Origin of the sequence: Pedobacter petrophilus (assembly GCF_009674725.1) — a bacterium.
Taxonomy (GTDB): domain Bacteria; phylum Bacteroidota; class Bacteroidia; order Sphingobacteriales; family Sphingobacteriaceae; genus Pedobacter; species Pedobacter petrophilus.
Genome location: NZ_WKKH01000022.1, coordinates 25,147 through 43,822 on the forward strand (window position 1 = coordinate 25,147; position 18,676 = coordinate 43,822).

The window sequence follows — 18,676 nt, forward strand, 5'->3', positions numbered from 1 at the left end:
TTACACAGTCATTTACATGTTGAGTTTTAAACAAATCCCCTTATTTAAGCTTATTTTGCATAATTTAGCAAATTCACTTTGCCAGAATACATGACTGATATTATCCACTTATTGCCCGATGCTGTTGCCAACCAAATTGCTGCCGGAGAAGTTGTTCAACGGCCAGCTTCGGCGGTAAAAGAACTGCTCGAAAACGCTATTGATGCCGGCGCAGACAAAATACAACTGGTTGCTAAAGATGCCGGAAAAGGATTGATTCAGATTATTGATAATGGTTGTGGAATGAGCGTGACTGATGCGCGCATGTGTTTTGAACGACATGCTACTTCCAAAGTGAAAAAGGCAGAGGATTTATTTGCCATTCGTACCATGGGTTTCCGTGGCGAGGCCATGGCTTCTATCGCGGCAATTGCACAGGTAGAGATGAAAACCCGCCGCCATGAAGACGAAATTGGTACTTGTATTTCGATAGAAGGCGCTCAGGTGATTGCGCAGGAACCCATCGCAACCACAGCAGGAACACAGATATCCATTAAAAACTTATTCTTTAATACACCAGCCAGAAGAAATTTTCTAAAAAGCAATCCTGTAGAAATGCGTCATATTATTGATGAATTTCAGCGTATTGCATTGGCACATCCCGGTGTGTTTTTCAGCTTACACCACGATGGAACGGAAATATTCAACCTTCCGAAAGGGAATTTAAAACAACGGATTGTACATCTTTTTGGCAATAATTATAACGAAAGGCTGGTGCCCGTAGAAGAGGAAACCACCATCATTAACCTGAAAGGGTATATTGGAAAACCTGCTTTCGCGAAAAAAACCCGTGGTGAACAGTTCTTTTTTGTAAATAACCGTTTCATTAAAGATCCTTATTTAAACCATGCCGTAAGTTCTGCTTTTGAAGATCTTTTGCCTGACGACAGCTATCCGCTGTATGTCTTATTTATTGAGATTGATCCGGCAAAAATTGATGTAAACGTTCATCCGACCAAAACAGAGATTAAATATCTGGATGAAAAATCCATCTATGCCATTCTGAAATCTGCTGTTAAGCGCTCCATAGGAAGATACAACATTGCGCCTACTTTAGATTTTGATCAGGAAACGGGTTTCAGTAACATGATTACGCATAAAGCGGTAGAGGATATTGTTCCGCCTAGCATCAACTTCAACCCGGATTTTAATCCCTTTGCAAGCGATAGCAGTTCTGTTTCCGGCTACGCTTCTTCTCCACGGAATTACGATGCAAAACCGAGCGCTAAGAACTGGGGATCATTATATGAGATTACCGATCAGCCGGTTATAGAACAAACGTCGATTTACGCAGAAGATACCAATGAACTGGAAGCACCGAAGAAACAATATATGCAATTACACAATCGCTATATCGTTTCGCAAATTAAGTCGGGCTTAATGGTGATCGACCAGCAAATGGCGCACGAAAGAATCCTTTACGAACGTTTCCTCGTACATCTCGATGATCGAAAAGGGGCTTCGCAACAGAGCTTGTTTCCACAAACCATCACCTTAAATGCCAATGATTTTGAACTGGCCAAAAGCTTACTGGATGATATAAAAAGTTTAGGCTTCGATGTACGTGAGTTTGGTAAAAATACGTTGGTGGTAGAAGGGATTCCTGTTGACTTAGGAAGCAGCAGCATTAACGAGACACAATTGTTTGAACAATTAATTGAAGGTTTCAAAAACACCCAGCAGGAATTGAAGTTGAGTAAGCGTGATCGCCTGGCCAGAAGCTTGGCAAAAAACAGCGCCATTAAAGCCGGCACCGCTTTGGCACAGGAAGAAATGAATACCCTGATTGATGAACTTTTTGCCTGCAAAACGCCTAACTTTAGCGTCAGCGGAAAACCGGTGATCCAAACCATTACGCTAGGAGAACTGGATAAGAAGTTTGAGAAGTAAGATTAAAGCGGAAAGCCAAAAGATTAAAGCGGAAAGCGTAAAGACTAAAGCGGAAAGTGTAAAGACTAAAGCGGAAAGTGTAAAGATTAAAGCTTGATGTTCGACAGCCATAATGGCAAACGACCAACAAGAAACGATAGACGATCAACGAAAAACGAACAACGAACAACGAACAACGACAGGAAAAACAATAAATGAACAACATATATATCCCACCAGTAGTCAAAAACCTGCTGATTATTAATATCTTATTCTTCTTAGCCACGTTATACTTCGAAACAAAAGGGATAAGATTAGGCTTTACGCTTGGGGCTTTTTATTTCGATTCGCCTTTAGCAAAACCCTGGCAGCCGCTTACCTACATGTTTATGCATGGTGGCTGGGCGCATATTTTCTTCAACATGTTTGCCCTTTATTCTTTCGGCACGTTATTGGAAAGCCGTTGGGGAGCTAAGAAATTTCTAACATTCTATTTAATCACCGGCCTTGGCGCTTTGGCTTTACAGCTGGGTGTACAGGCATTTGAAACTTATCAACTTACAGGAGCGGTAGTAAATCCTGGAGCTGTTTCTATTGATTTTGCGTCAAACATGGTTCAATCGAATGTGAAGGGATTAAATAATGAACAATTAGGCAAATTAATTGAAATCTACACCACACCAATGGTTGGCGCATCTGGCGCAATATTTGGTTTACTGGTGGCGTTTGGCATGCTCTATCCTAATGCAGAGCTGATGATCATGTTCATTCCGGTACCGGTGAAAGCAAAATACATTATCCCTTTTTATATCCTGGTAGAGTTGTTTTTAGGCGTTGGTCAGTTTGAAGGCGATTCTGTTGCCCATTATGCACATTTAGGCGGCGCATTAATCGGCTTCATTCTCGTTAAAATATGGAAGGATAAAAACACAAATTTTTACAATTATCATGAATAATACTTTTAAAGATTTAAAGTATAAGGTATTTCAATCGGGTAATCCACTGTTTTTTTACATTGGTATTAATGCGATTATATTTCTAATCACTGCGATTATCTCCGTATTCTTATTTTTAGGGAAAACCGATTTTATTATTGGCGACTGGATCAGAGACTATTTTGGTGTTCCGGCAGCAGTTTCTTCGTTGCCAACCCGGTTCTATACGGTATTTACCTACATGTTTTTTCATGATGGCTTTCTTCACCTGTTGTTCAATATGCTTGGGCTGTTCTGGTTTGGAAACATCTTTATGAATTTCTTAAAAAGCAAACAGTTCCATTTCGTTTATCTTGCAGGAGGCTTCGCTGGCGCGTTAATTTATATAGCAGGTTTAAACATTTTCCCTGCTTATGCAGGCGGCATTATCGGTCAAACTGTTATTGGTTCTTCAGCAGCTGTAATGGCCGTTATTGTGGCTACCGCAACCCTGGTTCCAAATTACACCATTATGATGATGTTGATAGGCGAGGTAAAGATTAAATGGGTGGCAATCGCTTATTTTCTGATTTCCTTTATCGGATTATCATCTGCCAATGCAGGGGGCAATCTGGCCCATATCGGCGGTGCAATTCTGGGTTTTGCCTTTATGAGAAGCTTGCAAAGCGGGCGTGACTGGAGTAAATTATTTGAGCGTAAGCCAAAACTGCGTGTCGTTAAAAACGAAAAACCGCCCGTGAAGAAACCTGTTTTCAAAGATGTTTCGCAGAAAGAAATTGATGAAATCTTAGATAAAATTTCATCTTCGGGTTATGATAAACTTACGGCGACAGAAAAAGAAAAATTGTTCAAAGCAAGCAAAGATTAATGGCAAATAAAAAGTATAATTTACTGGATAAAATTTTATTACCAATTGCAATTATATTGGTAATAGCCTTGATAATGGGAACGGTTGCGGGCAATATGGATCCACGGCAACACCCTGTTATCGCTTTTTTTGGTTTGGCTTATCCATATTTTTTATTCCTCCATATTATTTTTATTGCCTGGTGGTGCATCAGTAAAAAGTGGATTTTTGCATTGGCCAGCATATTGGTCATCGCCTATGGCTACAAAACATTAAGGGCTACTTTCTCTATAAGCGGCGACCAGGGGCCTATCGTAAAAACAGAAAACAGCATCAGAATGATGACTTACAATGTTCATAATTTTAAGTTGTATGGTGGCGAAAATGATGAATCTGTTAAAGAGAAAATACTTCAGGTAATAAACGAACAAAGCCCTGACATTATTTGCTTCCAGGAATTTTACACCCGTTACAAAGGAGATTTTGACACCATAGACAGCCTGAAAACAATTTTGAAAACCAAACATTTTTATTTCGTGCCCACAAATAAGAATGATTATGAGGCCATTGGTTTAGCCATTTTCTCTAAATTCCCGATTAAACATTCTGGTAAAATTCCTTTTGTTGAGGGTTTCCCGGGCAACATGAGCATCTATACTGATCTGGACATTAAAGGACAAACGTTAAGGGTTTATAATGTGCATTTCCAATCCATCTCTTTCGAGAAACAGGATTATGAATACCTGGATAAGGTGAAAGAAATGAATACCCAGCTACAGCCATCTAAACGGATTTTACGCATGCTGAAAAGTGCGTTTTTGAAAAGGAGCAGTCAGGTAGATGAAATGAAAAAGGAGATGGACAATTGCAAAACGCCATACCTCATTGCCGGCGATTTTAATGATACCCCGGCCTCCTATGTGGTCACTCAGATCACAGAAAAGTTAAATAATGCCTTCATTAAAAAAGGCGCTGGTTTCGGTACCACTTATAATGGTAAATTCCCGAATTTTCAAATCGATTACATTGCAACATCAAAAGATTTAGAAGTACTTAACTATAAAATCGAAAAAGCAAAGTTATCTGATCATTTTCCGGTTAGAAGCGATTTAAAACTCATTTCTAAAACAGCCGAAACAAAATAATCTGCCTTTTCTCCTACGCCAGGGCTGAATTGGCGCTTTCTTATCATAAATCAACAAGTCAAGCTGAATTAATTTAGATATTTGATTTTATAAAACGAAAAACCATGAGCACAATAGACGCACTGAACTGGCGCTACGCCGTTAAAAAAATGAATGGCCAACCGGTAGAACAAGAGAAGGTTGATAAAATTATAGCGGCTGCGCACCTGGCTCCCACATCTTCAGGTTTACAACCATTTAGGGTGATCGTAATTACGAATCAGGAATTGAAAGAAAAAATTGCCCCTATTGCTTATAACCAATCGCAAATAATAGATTCTTCTCACCTATTGGTTTTTGCTGCGCAAGAAAAATATACAGACGAAGGCATTGACAAAGTGTTTGATAGAATGAACACTGAACGTGGTTTGCCTTTGGATACCACTGATGCGTATAAAACACAGTTAAAAGGAATGTTATTGTCAAAATCTGCTGATGAAAACTTCCAGCATGCTGCCAAACAGGCATATCTTGCTTTTGGAGTTGCTATCGCAGAAGCTGCCCTATTAAAAGTAGATGCGACACCGATGGAAGGCTTTAATGCTCCTGCTTTGGATGAGCTTTTAGGTTTGGATAAAAAAGGCTTAAAAAGCGTAACCCTATTGCCACTGGGACACAGAGATGAAAATGGCGATTGGTTGGCAAACCTTAAAAAGGTTCGTACACCGAAAGAAGAATTTGTAATTGAGTTTAAATAAGGTTATTGCCAAATTTTTCACGCTGCGCTTATAATCAACAATAGAGTTGTCAACTTTTACAGCAACCTGCCTATAAAGCTGACAACTCTTTGTAAAGACTACCCATTACAAAAAACTCAATATAAGTAATGGCCAGCTATTAATCGCAACATGGCTGGAAAATAGACAGCTCTTCCCCGCAACTGTATTTTATGTAAAAAAGTGTTAAACATGATTACAATTTAGGCGCTCTATTTTTAATTGGATATATTTACAACCTAAGTATTTAATTTCCAATTCATGAAAATTTTTAGACTATCCCTTTTAATACTCTCCGTTCTCTTCACTATAAACTTCTCTTCATCGGCACAAACCGATACCGTTAGCATCAACACCCTCATTAGCAAAACCAGTAAAGCACTTAATGACTATCCAACGGAGAAAATTTACCTCCACTTTGATAAGCCCTATTACGCCATCGCAGATACGGTTTGGTTTAAAGCTTATGTAACGGAGAATCAGAATCTTTTATCAGGAATTAGTAAGATCATTTATGTTGATGTAATTAATCAGAAAGATTCGCTCATTCAAACCATAAAATTGCCAATTACAGGTGGTGTTGCAAATGGAAATTTTCCGCTGGATCAGGTTAACTATAAACAAGGAAATTACCATATACGGGCTTACACCATGTGGATGCTGAATTTTGATAGTCCCGCGTTTTTTAACAAAACCTTTTTTGTTGGCGAAGCGATTGATAAAGAAGTCAAAACACACATCACCTATAAAAATACATCGAACGATAAGCAGGAAAAAATTGATGCCCGCGTACAGTTCAAAGACCCAGGTAATAAACCATATGCCAATCGGAATGTGAGCTGGCAGGTGGTTACCAGTTACACTGTTATTGCAAAAGGAAGAGGTACTACTGATGCAAATGGCTACCTAACCATTGCTATGAGTGCCAACCAGAAAGCAGAATATCAATTAAAAAAAGGCGAACTGATCACCAGCATCAATACTACCGATAAAGATGTAGTGAACAACAGCTTTACGCTGGCCAATGCAATTTTAAGTAAAGACTTTCAATTTTTCCCGGAGGGAGGAAATCTAATTGCAGGATTAACGAATAAAGTTGCCATTAAAGCAATTAAGAGCGATGGTTTAGGCATTAATTCGAAAGGGACCATTACTGATAGCGATGGCAAACAGGTGGCTGCCTTCAACGCCCAGCATGTGGGGATGGGAACCTTTGATTTACTGCCTGAAAATGGAAAAACTTATAAAGCCAATGTAACTTACGTGGATGGCACAAGTGAAACCTATAACCTGCCTGCCGTAACAGATAAGGGTATAAAAGTAACGGTTGACAACAGTGATGCAGAAAATATTCAGGTAAAAATTCTTTCTAATGATGGTTTTTTTGAAGAGAATAAAGGAAAAAAATTCTACCTGGTGGCACAAAGTAAAGGTGTAATTTGCTACGGTGCGCAAACTGCCTTATCCAATAAAGAATACAGCTCAACGATTCTGAAATCCAAATTCCCGTCAGGCATTGCACAATTTACCTTATTTACCGATGCAGGCAAACCACTAAGTGAACGACTGGCGTTTATTCAACATAAAAGCAATATGGCGGTGGCCTTAACTACCGCAGCACCATCTTACGGGGTGAAGAAAAAAGTTAAGGTGAACGTCGCTGCGAAAAAGGATGGTGCGCCAGTAGAAGGAAATTTCTCTGTAACTGTGGTTGATGAAACGAAAGTTCCGGCGAATGACGATGCAGCCAGTACCATTTTAACAGGTTTATTGTTAAGCAGCGACCTTAAAGGTTATGTGGAAAAAGCCAATTATTACTTTAATGCACCTGATGCCAGGAAAAATACCGATCTGGATATACTCTTACTCACACAAGGTTACCGCACTTTTAAATACAGCAATATTCTTGCCGGCAGTTTGCCTAAAATCAGCTTCCTGCCAGAACAAGGTATTGAAGTTTCGGGGATTTTAAGAATGAGCAACGGAATTCCGGTAAGGAAAGGCCAGCTGTTGTTAACTATTCCTGATAAACGTTTTAACCTGGAAGGGACTACTGATCCGGTAGGAAATTTTAAGTTTCAGAATCTGGTTTTGAATGACTCTTCTAAGGTGACCATTACCGCAAAATACAATCCAAATTACAGGGCCATGGCCATTAGCTTAAACGGATCTGCCGTACCAAGCTTAACGCGAAATTTTAGCGCAGCAGAAGAGGTTTTAAATATTGATAGTGCATTAACGACTTACCTGGATAATAGTAAAAAACAATATTCTTATTTACACACGCTGAAGGATGTAACCATTAAAGGTGCTGTTATTCCAAAGGTGAGCCATAAGGATTATCCTGCATTAACTGGCTTAAGCCAGATGGCCGATCATGAAGTTACCGGCGACCGCTTACAGGGCTGTGCCTTATTGATTAATTGTTTGCAGGGCATGCTTGCAGGCGTAACCTATCAGGATAATAATTTTTATGTCACCAGAGATTTTAATGCCGGGAAACGGATTCCGATGGGAATTTTTATTAATGGAATGAGCGTAGATGTAAATCAGATCAACACTTTAAATCCCAATAATATCGAATCAATTGAGGTCTTTTTAAGGGATGAACTGGGGTTGGTAAACCGTGCAAATAATGTGAATGGTGTGATTGTATTTAATCAGAAAAAAGCGCCAAAAGGAACTAAAATTTCTAAAGCGCAACTGCTTGATATGATTCCTAAGAATTATGAAGTCACTTTCTCTCCACAGGGCTATAATAAAGAGAAACAATTTTATTCGCCAAAATACGATGTTCCTGCTAACATGAATAAAAATGATTTACGTACCACTATTTACTGGAACCCAAAAGTTATTACCGATGCGACAGGAAATTCTTCTTTCGAATTCTATAATGCTGATGGGAAAGGACAATACAAAGTAGTTATTGAGGGCATAGATGCCAATGGAAACTTAGGCAGGGCTGTGTTGCGGTACACGGTTAAATAGATATCATTGTTTATGTTAAAAGGCTCAGGTGCAGACGCATTTGAGCCTTTTATTTTTATCTGATATAGCACTTTTCCAACGCTTCTACCAGTTTGGAGGGAGAAGGGTGGTTAACTTTCTCTTGTAGAATTTAAGTAAACTATAATTAAATTTTGAAGGAAGTTAGACTGCTTACCAAATCGGATAAGGCAATTTTTCACCCTCCAGCCCAGCAATAATGTTTTCGGCAATAAGCTTCGCCATTGCATCACGCGTTTCTTCTGTCGCAGAGCCTATGTGAGGCAACACGGCAACATTATCCATATTTAACAAAGGGTTATCTTTTTTCATCGGTTCCGGATTGGTCACATCCAAACCAGCGCCCCAGATAATCTTTTCCTCCAGGGCTTGAATCAGGTCTTTCTCGTTATGAATCCCTCCCCTGGCAGTATTTATAAATATAGATTTCGGCTTCATCTTTTTAAATGCCTCCATCGAAAACTTATCCTTGGTTTCCTCTGTCAATGCCGTATGCACAGAAATCACATCGCTCTGCTCCAATAGTTCATCAAAAGAAACATATTTAGCATCAACTTCTTGTTCAGCATCCTCATTACGGGATCGGTTATGGTAAATCACAGGCATCTGGAAAGCTCCGGCACATTTTTTTGCCATTTCCAAACCAATTTTCCCCAAGCCCAGCACACCCAGGATTTTGCCATTTAATTCGATTCCCAACTCTGGTGTAGGCTCGTAATTCTGCCAGTCGCCTTTAATGATTTTTTTATGCAGGTAAAATGCCTTTCTGGAAACCGCCAGCATCAATAAAAATGCAGTATCAGCCGTGGCCCCACTAAGTACACCAGGAGTATTGCCCACCGGGATGCTTAACTTTCTGGCTTCCTCCACATCAACCTGATCAAAGCCTACCGAATGAAGTGCAATTACCTTTAAATGTTTGCAGGCATTCAAAAATTTTGAATCAATTTTATTAGGACCAACACTTACCAAGGCATCCTGATCCTGACAAGCCTCGGTTAACTCATCAGCAGAAATTTGTCTGTCTTCCTGCCATTGGGTGATTTCGATGTGATTTTCTTCCAGCTGCTTTAAGCCCACCTGTGCAATATTACCGCTTATAAATACTTTCATACTTTTAAAAACAAGGAACCTTTTCAGGAGTTTTAATATTTTGAAATCATTACTATCTTACTGTGGCGTTAATCCTTTGCAAAGTGTTTGCGCTAAAATAACCCAATGCTCCATTCGAAATGTTTGATGGAGGGTTTGAAGGCGTTGTACCCTGATTAGGACCTCTTCCATCCTGCTGACTCAGCACATACCAGTAATCGAAAATATTCGAATCAATTCCTTCCATTTCAATGCTAAAACTGTCTCCGCTTTTTAAGCCTTCGTCATCATCATCATTGGCTTCATAAAACAATTGAATCCGCAGGTTATTCCCATTGGTTAAGCGATCATTATTTACATAAATCCGATCAAAAAAGACACCATTCACATATAGGTTGAAACGGTAAGCATTACTCTCCTTTGCAGGATCAACCAGAAAAGCCGCAGCCGTTTTACGCTCTTCTCCAAAGAAAGAATTACTGATCACGCCTATGGAATCCAGCTTTACAAAATTTGGCATTTTTGAGCTGGCCTGATAGTTTTTCCCTTCTGCCATAACATCCATAGTGTAAGTAACTCCAGAAACCCCTCTCATTCTATTCACATAAACACCAGGTGTTTTCTCTGTAAAAATATAATTATTGCCCCGGCTATCGGTCACTTTTACAGTTGCGCCAGGTACTTTTGGATAAACCCCCACTTCATCATAACCAACAGTTTTAGTGATGATAATTTGCTGTTCAATTAACCTATCTACAATTCTCCCTTCGATAACGATCTGTGCTTCGGCATTTTTGGTATCTATTTCAATGATTTTCGTACAAGAAGTAAGGCCGACAGTGGCAATCATCAGGTAAATAAAAAGTCTTTTCATGATTTAAAATTTAAAATTCCAGGTAACTGAAGGAATCATTCCAAAAAGGGAGGTTTGCTCGGCAGCCGTTTTACCAGGGTTTGCCGGATCATTTATAAACTCGATTGAATAAGGATTCTTTCTGGCCAGGGCATTATAAACACCAAAATTCCAGCTTGACTGGAACCTGCCCCTGCGTTTTCCTTCAAGCGTTGCACTCAAATCCAAACGCATGTTATAAGGCATTCTACCGGCATTCCTTTCGGTATAGTAGTAAATGGTTTGCCCGCCAACAACATATTTACCTGCCGGAAAAGTAACTGCATTTCCTGTGCTGTAGATAAAACTTGAAGAAAACGTCCAACGCTTATTGAGGTTATAAATACCCACTACAGCTATATCATGTGTACGATCTTGCCTCGCCGGAAAATAGTTTCCATTATTCAACTGTGCAAATTTGCGCTCGGTTTTAGATAAGGTATAGCCTACCCATCCATTAAGCTTCCCGAATTTCTTTTTAAAGAACAATTCCAAACCATAGGCCCGGCCTATTCCATAAAGCAATTCTGATTCTATATTAGAATTGGCCAGCAGTTGTGCTGCATTTTTATAATCGATTTGATTTTGAAGCCATTTGTAGTAGACCTCACCCGAGAGTTCATATTTATTTTCATCCAGGTTTTTAAAATACCCCAGCGCTACCTGATCTGCAATTTCTGGTTTAATGTTATTGCTGCTCAACACATATTGATCCGTAGGCGAACTAGATGTTGCATTTGTTAAAATATGAATGTTCTGGGTGTTTCGGTTGTAGGAAGCTTTTACGGAATTTTGCTCATTGAATAAATAACTAACAGAAAAACGAGGCTCCAGATTAAAATAGTTCTTATGGAATTTTCCGTTGCCTACAGTTTCCGTACTGGTAATGTTGCCGTTTACATCATACTCACTAAAATGACCAGGACCTAAAAGCGAAAAGGCTGCGAATCGAACCCCGTATAAAAAGTTAAGTTTTTCAGTCGCCGCCCATTCATCAGATACATAAGCCGCACTTTCCAAACCGTACCTTTTTTCTTGTGTTAGTGGATTAACCTGGGATGCCTGACTGGTTGTAATATCAATTGGCGAAATGCGGTGATGAGTGGCATTTAAGCCAAACCTGAGCGTATGTTTATTGCTGAAGTATTGAAAATCTTCCTTAAAATTGAAGTCGCGCACCAAAGAAGTAGCCTTAAAGTTGGTGACATCATTTAGCAACTGAACAGTATAATTGTAATTGTTGTAGATAAGTGAAGTGTTAGAAAACAACCTGTCGTTAAAAATATGATTTAAGCGAATGGTGGTGGTAACATTACCCCAATTATTCTCAAAAAGGTCTTTAATCCCGATATTATCCTTCCCGAAATAGCCGGAAATATAAATGGTATTTTTATCGTTGATTTTGTAGTTAGCCTTGGCGTTGATGTCATAAAAATTTAACGTACTGCCGTTGATAGAAGAGTCTGGGGAGGCGCGTAAAAACAGGTCGATATAAGTTCTCCTAAAGCTCACCATAAACGAACCCTTATCTTTTACAATTGGTCCTTCGGCTTTAAACCGTGAGGCAATCAAACCAATTCCACCCTGAAATTTAAACTCTTTATTATTTCCATCATCCATTTTAACATCTAAAACAGAGGATAAACGACCGCCATACTGCGCAGGCATTCCACCTTTATAAAGACTTACATCTTTGATGGCATCTGCATTAAAAGTAGAAAAGAAACCCAGTAAGTGCGATGAATTATAAACTACTGCTTCATCAAGAATTATTAAATTCTGATCGGCCGCGCCACCACGAACATAAAAACCCGTGTTTCCTTCTCCACCAGATTTCACCCCTGGCAGCAATTGAATGGTTTTTAACACATCTTTCTCACCCAATAAAACGGGAATAGCATTTAAAGATTCCATATCGATCCTTTCCAATCCCATTTGTGCGCTTTTAACGTTTTCATTTTTTCTGTTATTGGCACTCACGGTTACTTCAGCAAGGTCATTTGCTGTTTTCAGTTCCTCATTCAGCTTAGTATCTTTATTTAAGTCGATACTTTTAGTGATTGGAACATAGCCCGTATAACTTATGGTAACCGTGTACATTCCCTGAACCTGAGTTAAGGCAAAATAGCCATATCCGTTAGTTAGGGTACCGGAAGTTGCTGAACCAGTGATTTTAATGGTTGCACCAATGAGCGTTTCGCCGGAACTTGCATCGCGAATGGTGCCACTTAGTGTGAATTTGGTTTGAGCATGAACAGCAAAACTGGTTAGAAATAGCAACAAAAAAAACAAGTAAAATTTTATTGACATATAGGCTGCAACTTTTAACATGAGACGCTAAATGTACGAAATACAAAATGATGTAGTCATGACGAATTTCGTGTCAGAAGGTATAATTGTGAGAGAGAATCAGCTCCTTTAGTTCCCCGCCGGCGGGGAGACGGGGTGGCTATAGCAAAGCGGATAAAACCTGCATCTATTTTACAGCGAACATGTTTGCATCCCCCTATTCAACGAGGAGACAAAGTGCCCATAGCGAAGCATTTAGAACTATTTTTTCAACAAATGAGGTTCAACGGCTTTTCTCCAGATGGCATAACCCGCCGCATTCATATGCAACATATCTTCTAAGAAAAGTTCCGGCCGAAGTTTTTCATCTTTGGTTAGCATCAGGCTGTACACATCAACATATTTAGTATTGGCTTCTTTAGAGAGAAAAGCTTTAATTAAGGCATTCGAAGCCATTGCTTTTTCTTTAAACGCATCTCTGCTTGGGCTAGGTTTAATAGAAATATAAATGACAGGAACATTTGGCAATTTCGCCCTGATGGATTTATAAAGATTCACCGTTCTGTTTAATACTGAATCTGGTGTAGTCTGTGCATTCGGAAGATCATTCTCTCCAACATAAAGCACTATTTGACGGGGTTGATAGGGAAAAACAACATCATTTAAATAAAACGTAATATCGTTGGTTACCGCACCACCAATCCCCCGGTTTAGCACATTATATTTGGCAAAAACCTGGATTAAATCGTCCCATTTACGGATAGAAGAACTCCCTACAAACAATATCGGATTTACAGGAGGTTTGTACATCTGATCATATTTCTTGATCGTTTGCACATCTTCCCAGAAAGCGGGTTTGTTTTGGGCAGAAGCATTTATAAATAAGAATATCGAACATACAATGGCGACAAATATCTTTTTCATACTTTGATTTTTGATGTAAAAAGATACAAGGTAGTCATCATCATTAAAAAATGCTTAAAAAAGTCTGTAACGGATTGAATAGTTTGTTAAACACAAATTCAAATACAGCTTAATCCATTGAAGTTTAAAACAAAAAATCGGTTGGTAGTACACCAACCGATTCAAATTATCAGTATTTAATCATGTTTAATCCTTAAATTTTATTTCACATCAAACCATAATCTGGTTGTTAGCAAATCTGTTCCCTGGCTTGCTACTGCATTTCGGTAGCTCTGCCCGTTTAAAGATTGTTCTGTGCCAGGATAAATAAAGCGAACCGGAATCTGTCCGTTTAACACGGTGTTTGCTGATGCCGTAAGTTCCGGGTAATCAAGTCTGCGTCTTTCTGCCCATGCTTCTAAACCCTGACCAAAAAGTGCCAGCCATTTTTGTTCGCCAATTGATTTTTTATAATTGGAAGGATCATATTGGACAGCTCTCTGAGCTGTATAGTTAGCAATTAATGCATCGGAAATGCCAAACTGCTTCAATGAAGCTGCGATGCCTTGATTATATAAATCAGCGGCATTTTCTGCCGTCAAACCGCGCGCTGCTGCCTCTGCCCGGTCAAACAATAATTCTGCATAGCTAAAAATTACCGCAGGCGACTGAGGTGTCAGAAAATAAGCGCCTGGTCTTGATGTCTTCGCAAAACCAAAGTTACTGGCTTCAGAATTGGTTAAACCATTCGGCAATCCTACATATTCTTCTGGTGTAGCTGTTTGCGTTTTGCTTGCGTAAACGGGTAAACGCGGATCACTCAGGCTGAATAGTTTATCTACAATCGTTTTACTAATCCGGTAATCATCCCTGGTATCAAACTGTGCGCTTACCGGGTTCTGTTGCGGCGAAACCTGGTAAATCAATTGGGCAATATCTGCATTTGCACTGATGTAACTACCACCCTCACTTTTTATTTTATCTAAAACCTGTTGTGCTTTCGCTGGTTCCCTATCCGCAATGCGAAGGGCAACTCTTAACCGCAATGAGTTTGCAAATTTCTTCCACTTTGCAATGTCGCCATTATAGATAATATCGCCACTGATGGCTGTTCCAGCTGGATTTAAAACACTATTTGCCGTTTTTAAATCTTCCAGTATTCCATAATAAACGTCCTTTTGTTTATCATAAGCAGGCGTTATAAATTCATTTATTTTCCCGGCCTGGCTGTATGGAACATCTCCATAAGCATCAGTCAGCAATAAAAAAGACCAGGATCTTAACGTCAAAGCCACACCTCTGTAGTTTGGATTATTAGTGGTATTGCCAATTTCGATCACTTTATTTAAGCCTGTAATGCTCGTAGAATATAAGGTAGACCACAGTGAAGTGAAACTGCTATTACTGTAAATAAAACGATCTTCTTCGGTATACTGCACTTTAGCCCACTGTTGCACAAAGAGCAAACTGGAATTCATGTTATTGGTTGTTCCCCAATAGGCATCAGCAGTGTTTTTAATTGCTGCAGTTAGCAGGTAATCCGGCTGTGCATTTTCCGTAGCATTTGGATTGATATTAACATCATCCAGCTCTTTACGGCAGGATGCAGCAACCAGCGAAAGTAAAATAAAGGTATATAGGATATTATTTTTCATGATGGGAAAATTAAAATTTGATGTTCAGGTTGATTCCGTAAGTCCGTGTAGTTGGGTTTGATAAACTTTCCAAACCTTGTCCGTTCCCTGTATTAAAGGCAACTTCCGGATCAATGTCTTCGGTATTGCGATGTAAAATAGCCAGGTTTCTACCGACTAAGGCTACTGAAACGCCTTGTAAGTTCAATGAACGAATCCATTTAGCCGGTAAATTGTAGGTTAGTTTAATTTCACGAAGCTTCACATAAGAAGCATCGAAAATATTGGCTTCATCTATGGTACGGAAAGATTTATAATAAGTTTGTGCAGAAAGAATTTTATCGTTCCGTTTTCCATCCGCAGTAACGCCATCGAAGATCATTCCGTCATCGTAAACCGTTGTACCGGTGGGCGCACTGGTTCCATTAGCCAATCTAACCGTTCCATTCTCTTTTTTATTATCTGGGTAATAATAGGAAAGCCCCCCAAATTCTGCACCCCTGCCTGGTAAAGTTGAAGCTAAAACACCTGTATAAGTTCCTGTAGAATAGGTACCGTTGTAAATGGAACCTCCAAAACTGGCATCTACTAAAACACCCAGACTAAAGCCTTTGTAATTGAAGGTATTGTAAATTCCTCCGATCCAATCTGGTGTGTATTTCCCTAAAACCCTTTTGGTTGGATCGGTTTGCGGAGCGCCGGTTGCATTTACTACAATATTTCCGCTGCCATCCCTTAAAAAGGCATTACCAAATAAGGCTCCGTAAGGTTGGCCAACGGCAGCGATTACCTGTGCCGAGTTTGTAGCGACCACGTAATTTGTTAATAACCCCTCTTTGTCTAATTCAATTACCTTGCTTCTGTTTGCTGCATAATTTACATCAATATCCCAGGTAAATTGCTTCTTAATCGGTGTAATACCCAATTGCACTTCAATTCCTTTATTGTTAATTTTTCCTGCGTTCAGTAATTTAGATCTGAAACCTGTACCCTGGCTTACATCAACACTTAAAATCTGATCATAACTATTGGTGTTATACAAACTTAAATCAAAACGTAGTCGCTTGTTAAATAAAACGGCCTCTGCACCTAATTCAGACGAAGTTGTGGTTTCCGGTTTTAAATTTGGATTTAAATCGGTGGCAGATGGGGTAAGTTGCGGACTTGCTCCAAATGGCGCACCAGAGGTATAAGTATTCAGCAAGCGGTATGGATCTGCATCTTTACCCACTTTAGACCAGCCTCCGCGGATTTTTGCATAATCCAATACTTCACTCTTTATATCGAAAGCTTCCGTAAGTACAAAACTTCCGTTAAAAGACGGGTAGAAATAGGACCGGTTTTGTGCTGGCAAAGTAGAAGACCAATCGTTACGTGCCGTAATATTTGCGAACAGGTAATTTCTAAATCCAATTTGCCCGGATGCATAACCACTATAGGATTTTAATTCGCTATAATTATTGGATGAAGTTAAAGGATCTCTCGAATTACTCAAGGTATATAAACCTGCAACGGCCAAACGTGGGGCACTTTGATCATTCTGTTCAATGTACCTCGAACGAATATTTCCACCCAACAAAGCCTCTAAACTGAAGTCGTCATTCAACTGCTTGTTGTAACTTAAAGTTGCATCCGTATTGTTTTCATTTACCGTAAAAGCACTTTCAGTATAAGAGCCAAATGGTGTTCCGTTGGTACCATAGGCAATTTTTATTTTCCGGCGATCATTGTAATAATCTGTTCCCGAACGGAAGTTGAAGTTTAAGCCATCTATGATTTTATAGTTTAAGCCAACGCTTCCAATAATCCTGTTTCTGTTTTGAGCAACAGTATTTTCGTAAGCTACCCAATAAGGATTACTATAATAGCTATTGTTCCAATTGAAGGTATTTCCATTCTCATCCAGATAATTTTTCAATTGATTAATATCTACTTGTCTCCCAAACCAGGCAAACTGTAGCATGGTACTGGTTGATCTTGAACCACCAGTACCGGGCAAGTTATCAGAAGCAAGCTTGCTATAGTTTGCATTTGCCGTGATGGTAAGTTTTGGTGTTAACCGCAAGGTTGTATTTAATGCAAAAGAGTTTTTTCCCTGACCAGAGTTGGGCACAATGCCTACTTGTTTCAGGTTATTGTATGATAAACGGTAGTCGATCTTATCACTCGCATCTTCGATAGATATACCATTCGCCAAGGAATATCCCGTTTCGAAGAAATCTCTTACGTTATCCGGGTTGGCTACAAACGGAACAGCTACTCCTTTAGAAAAAAACTGAGGAATTAAACGGCCATCCATCCTGGGGCCCCAGCTTTCATCTACCCCATCATTTACCCCTGCGCCTTTTCCATCTACATAGCTAAATTTCCCTTCAGACCCTTGCCCGAATACATCCTGATATTTTGGTAAGGTTAACAGACTCTCAATTACTGCATTGGAATTGAAAGAAATGCCCAGGCCTTTTTTCGATTTACCGGTTTTGGTTTTGATAATGATTACACCCGCAGCAGCTCTTGATCCGTATAATGCCGCGGCATTCGGCCCTTTCAGCACACTGATTGATTCGATATCATTCGGGTTGATATCTGAAATGGCATTGGCATAATCCCGCGCGCCTGCAGAGTTGAGCTGTGAGTTATCTACAGGAATCCCATCCACCACAAACAATGGCTGATTATTCCCGGAGATAGACGTTTCGCCCCTGATTACCACCCGGGAAGAACCCATATCGCCCTGACTATTCGTTACCCTAACCCCGGCTACTTTACCGGCGAGTGCGTTTACAAGATTAGATTCCCTCGCTTCAGTTAAGCTTTCGCCTTTTAGCTCCTGAACGGCATAACCTAAAGATTTCTTTTGTCTGGAGATACCCAAAGCCGTTACAACCACTTCATCAAGCGCATTATCGCTATCACTCAAAGTCACGGCAAGCGTTTTTGTTGCTTCAGTTACCTCAATCTCCCGGGTAGCAAAACCAATATACGAGAAGACAAGAGTACTTTTCCCAGCGACTGAGATGCTGAATGCACCGTTATTATCTGTGGTTACGGCCTGTTTAGTTCCTTTTACAAATACAGAAACGCCCGGCAGGGTTTCACCGGAAGCGCCCTTTACCGTTCCAGACACTGGAATATTCTGCGCCTGAACGAAATTTGAAAGCAATAGCAAAAAGAATATCGCCGGCAGCTTTATTTTCTTAAACATAATTAGTGTTGATTAATGATCATTTAAAAATGGTGAATGCAAAAAATTCGGGCAAAGCAATTCCA

Annotated in this window: 12 protein-coding genes; 6 read left to right on the forward strand and 6 right to left on the reverse strand. The window is 39.7% G+C overall.

Annotated features, from left to right (window positions below):
- Positions 1–90: 90 nt before the first annotated feature.
- The 6 genes from mutL (at position 91) to GJU39_RS14220 (ending at position 8,578) form a co-directional block, all read left to right on the forward strand.
- Positions 91–1,929 (forward strand): DNA mismatch repair endonuclease MutL, encoded by a 1,839-nt coding sequence (gene mutL, locus GJU39_RS14195; protein WP_154281533.1) that lies wholly within the window; start codon positions 91–93, stop codon positions 1,927–1,929.
- 194 nt (positions 1,930–2,123) lie between these two features.
- Positions 2,124–2,864, forward strand: coding sequence for a rhomboid family intramembrane serine protease (locus GJU39_RS14200; RefSeq protein WP_154281534.1), 741 nt, complete (start codon positions 2,124–2,126; stop codon positions 2,862–2,864).
- Positions 2,857–3,711 carry a rhomboid family intramembrane serine protease gene (locus GJU39_RS14205; protein ID WP_154281535.1) on the forward strand — a complete coding sequence of 285 codons (855 nt, stop codon included), beginning with the start codon at positions 2,857–2,859 and terminating at the stop codon, positions 3,709–3,711. Before GJU39_RS14200 ends, GJU39_RS14205 begins: the two co-directional genes overlap by 8 nt.
- Complete coding sequence (locus GJU39_RS14210) at positions 3,711–4,835, forward strand: endonuclease/exonuclease/phosphatase family protein (protein ID WP_154281536.1); 1,125 nt, start codon at positions 3,711–3,713, stop codon at positions 4,833–4,835. Before GJU39_RS14205 ends, GJU39_RS14210 begins: the two co-directional genes overlap by 1 nt.
- 104 nt (positions 4,836–4,939) lie before the next feature.
- Positions 4,940–5,572, forward strand: coding sequence for an NAD(P)H-dependent oxidoreductase (locus GJU39_RS14215; protein ID WP_154281537.1), 633 nt, complete (start codon positions 4,940–4,942; stop codon positions 5,570–5,572).
- A 279-nt stretch (positions 5,573–5,851) separates the two neighbouring features.
- Positions 5,852–8,578: a carboxypeptidase regulatory-like domain-containing protein gene (locus GJU39_RS14220; protein WP_154281538.1), complete on the forward strand. Its 2,727-nt coding sequence runs from the start codon at positions 5,852–5,854 to the stop codon at positions 8,576–8,578.
- A gap of 171 nt (positions 8,579–8,749) precedes the next feature.
- Here GJU39_RS14220 and GJU39_RS14225 read toward each other — a convergent pair whose 3' ends face one another.
- The 6 genes from GJU39_RS14225 to GJU39_RS14250 all read right to left on the reverse strand — a co-directional run bounded on the left by GJU39_RS14225 (position 8,750) and on the right by GJU39_RS14250 (position 18,611).
- On the reverse strand, positions 8,750–9,709 hold the full coding sequence (locus GJU39_RS14225) for a 2-hydroxyacid dehydrogenase (protein WP_154281540.1): 960 nt from the start codon (positions 9,707–9,709) through the stop codon (positions 8,750–8,752).
- A 52-nt stretch (positions 9,710–9,761) separates the two neighbouring features.
- Positions 9,762–10,562 (reverse strand): DUF4249 domain-containing protein, encoded by an 801-nt coding sequence (locus GJU39_RS14230; protein ID WP_154281542.1) that lies wholly within the window; start codon positions 10,560–10,562, stop codon positions 9,762–9,764.
- A 3-nt stretch (positions 10,563–10,565) separates the two neighbouring features.
- Positions 10,566–12,890, reverse strand: coding sequence for a TonB-dependent receptor (locus GJU39_RS14235; RefSeq protein ID WP_154281544.1), 2,325 nt, complete (start codon positions 12,888–12,890; stop codon positions 10,566–10,568).
- Positions 12,891–13,130: 240 nt separating this feature from the next.
- Positions 13,131–13,793: a GDSL-type esterase/lipase family protein gene (locus GJU39_RS14240; RefSeq protein ID WP_154281546.1), complete on the reverse strand. Its 663-nt coding sequence runs from the start codon at positions 13,791–13,793 to the stop codon at positions 13,131–13,133.
- Positions 13,794–13,993: 200 nt separating this feature from the next.
- Complete coding sequence (locus GJU39_RS14245; protein ID WP_154281548.1) at positions 13,994–15,427, reverse strand: SusD/RagB family nutrient-binding outer membrane lipoprotein; 1,434 nt, start codon at positions 15,425–15,427, stop codon at positions 13,994–13,996.
- 10 nt (positions 15,428–15,437) lie between these two features.
- On the reverse strand, positions 15,438–18,611 hold the full coding sequence (locus tag GJU39_RS14250; protein ID WP_154281550.1) for a SusC/RagA family TonB-linked outer membrane protein: 3,174 nt from the start codon (positions 18,609–18,611) through the stop codon (positions 15,438–15,440).
- Positions 18,612–18,676 lie beyond the last annotated feature (65 nt).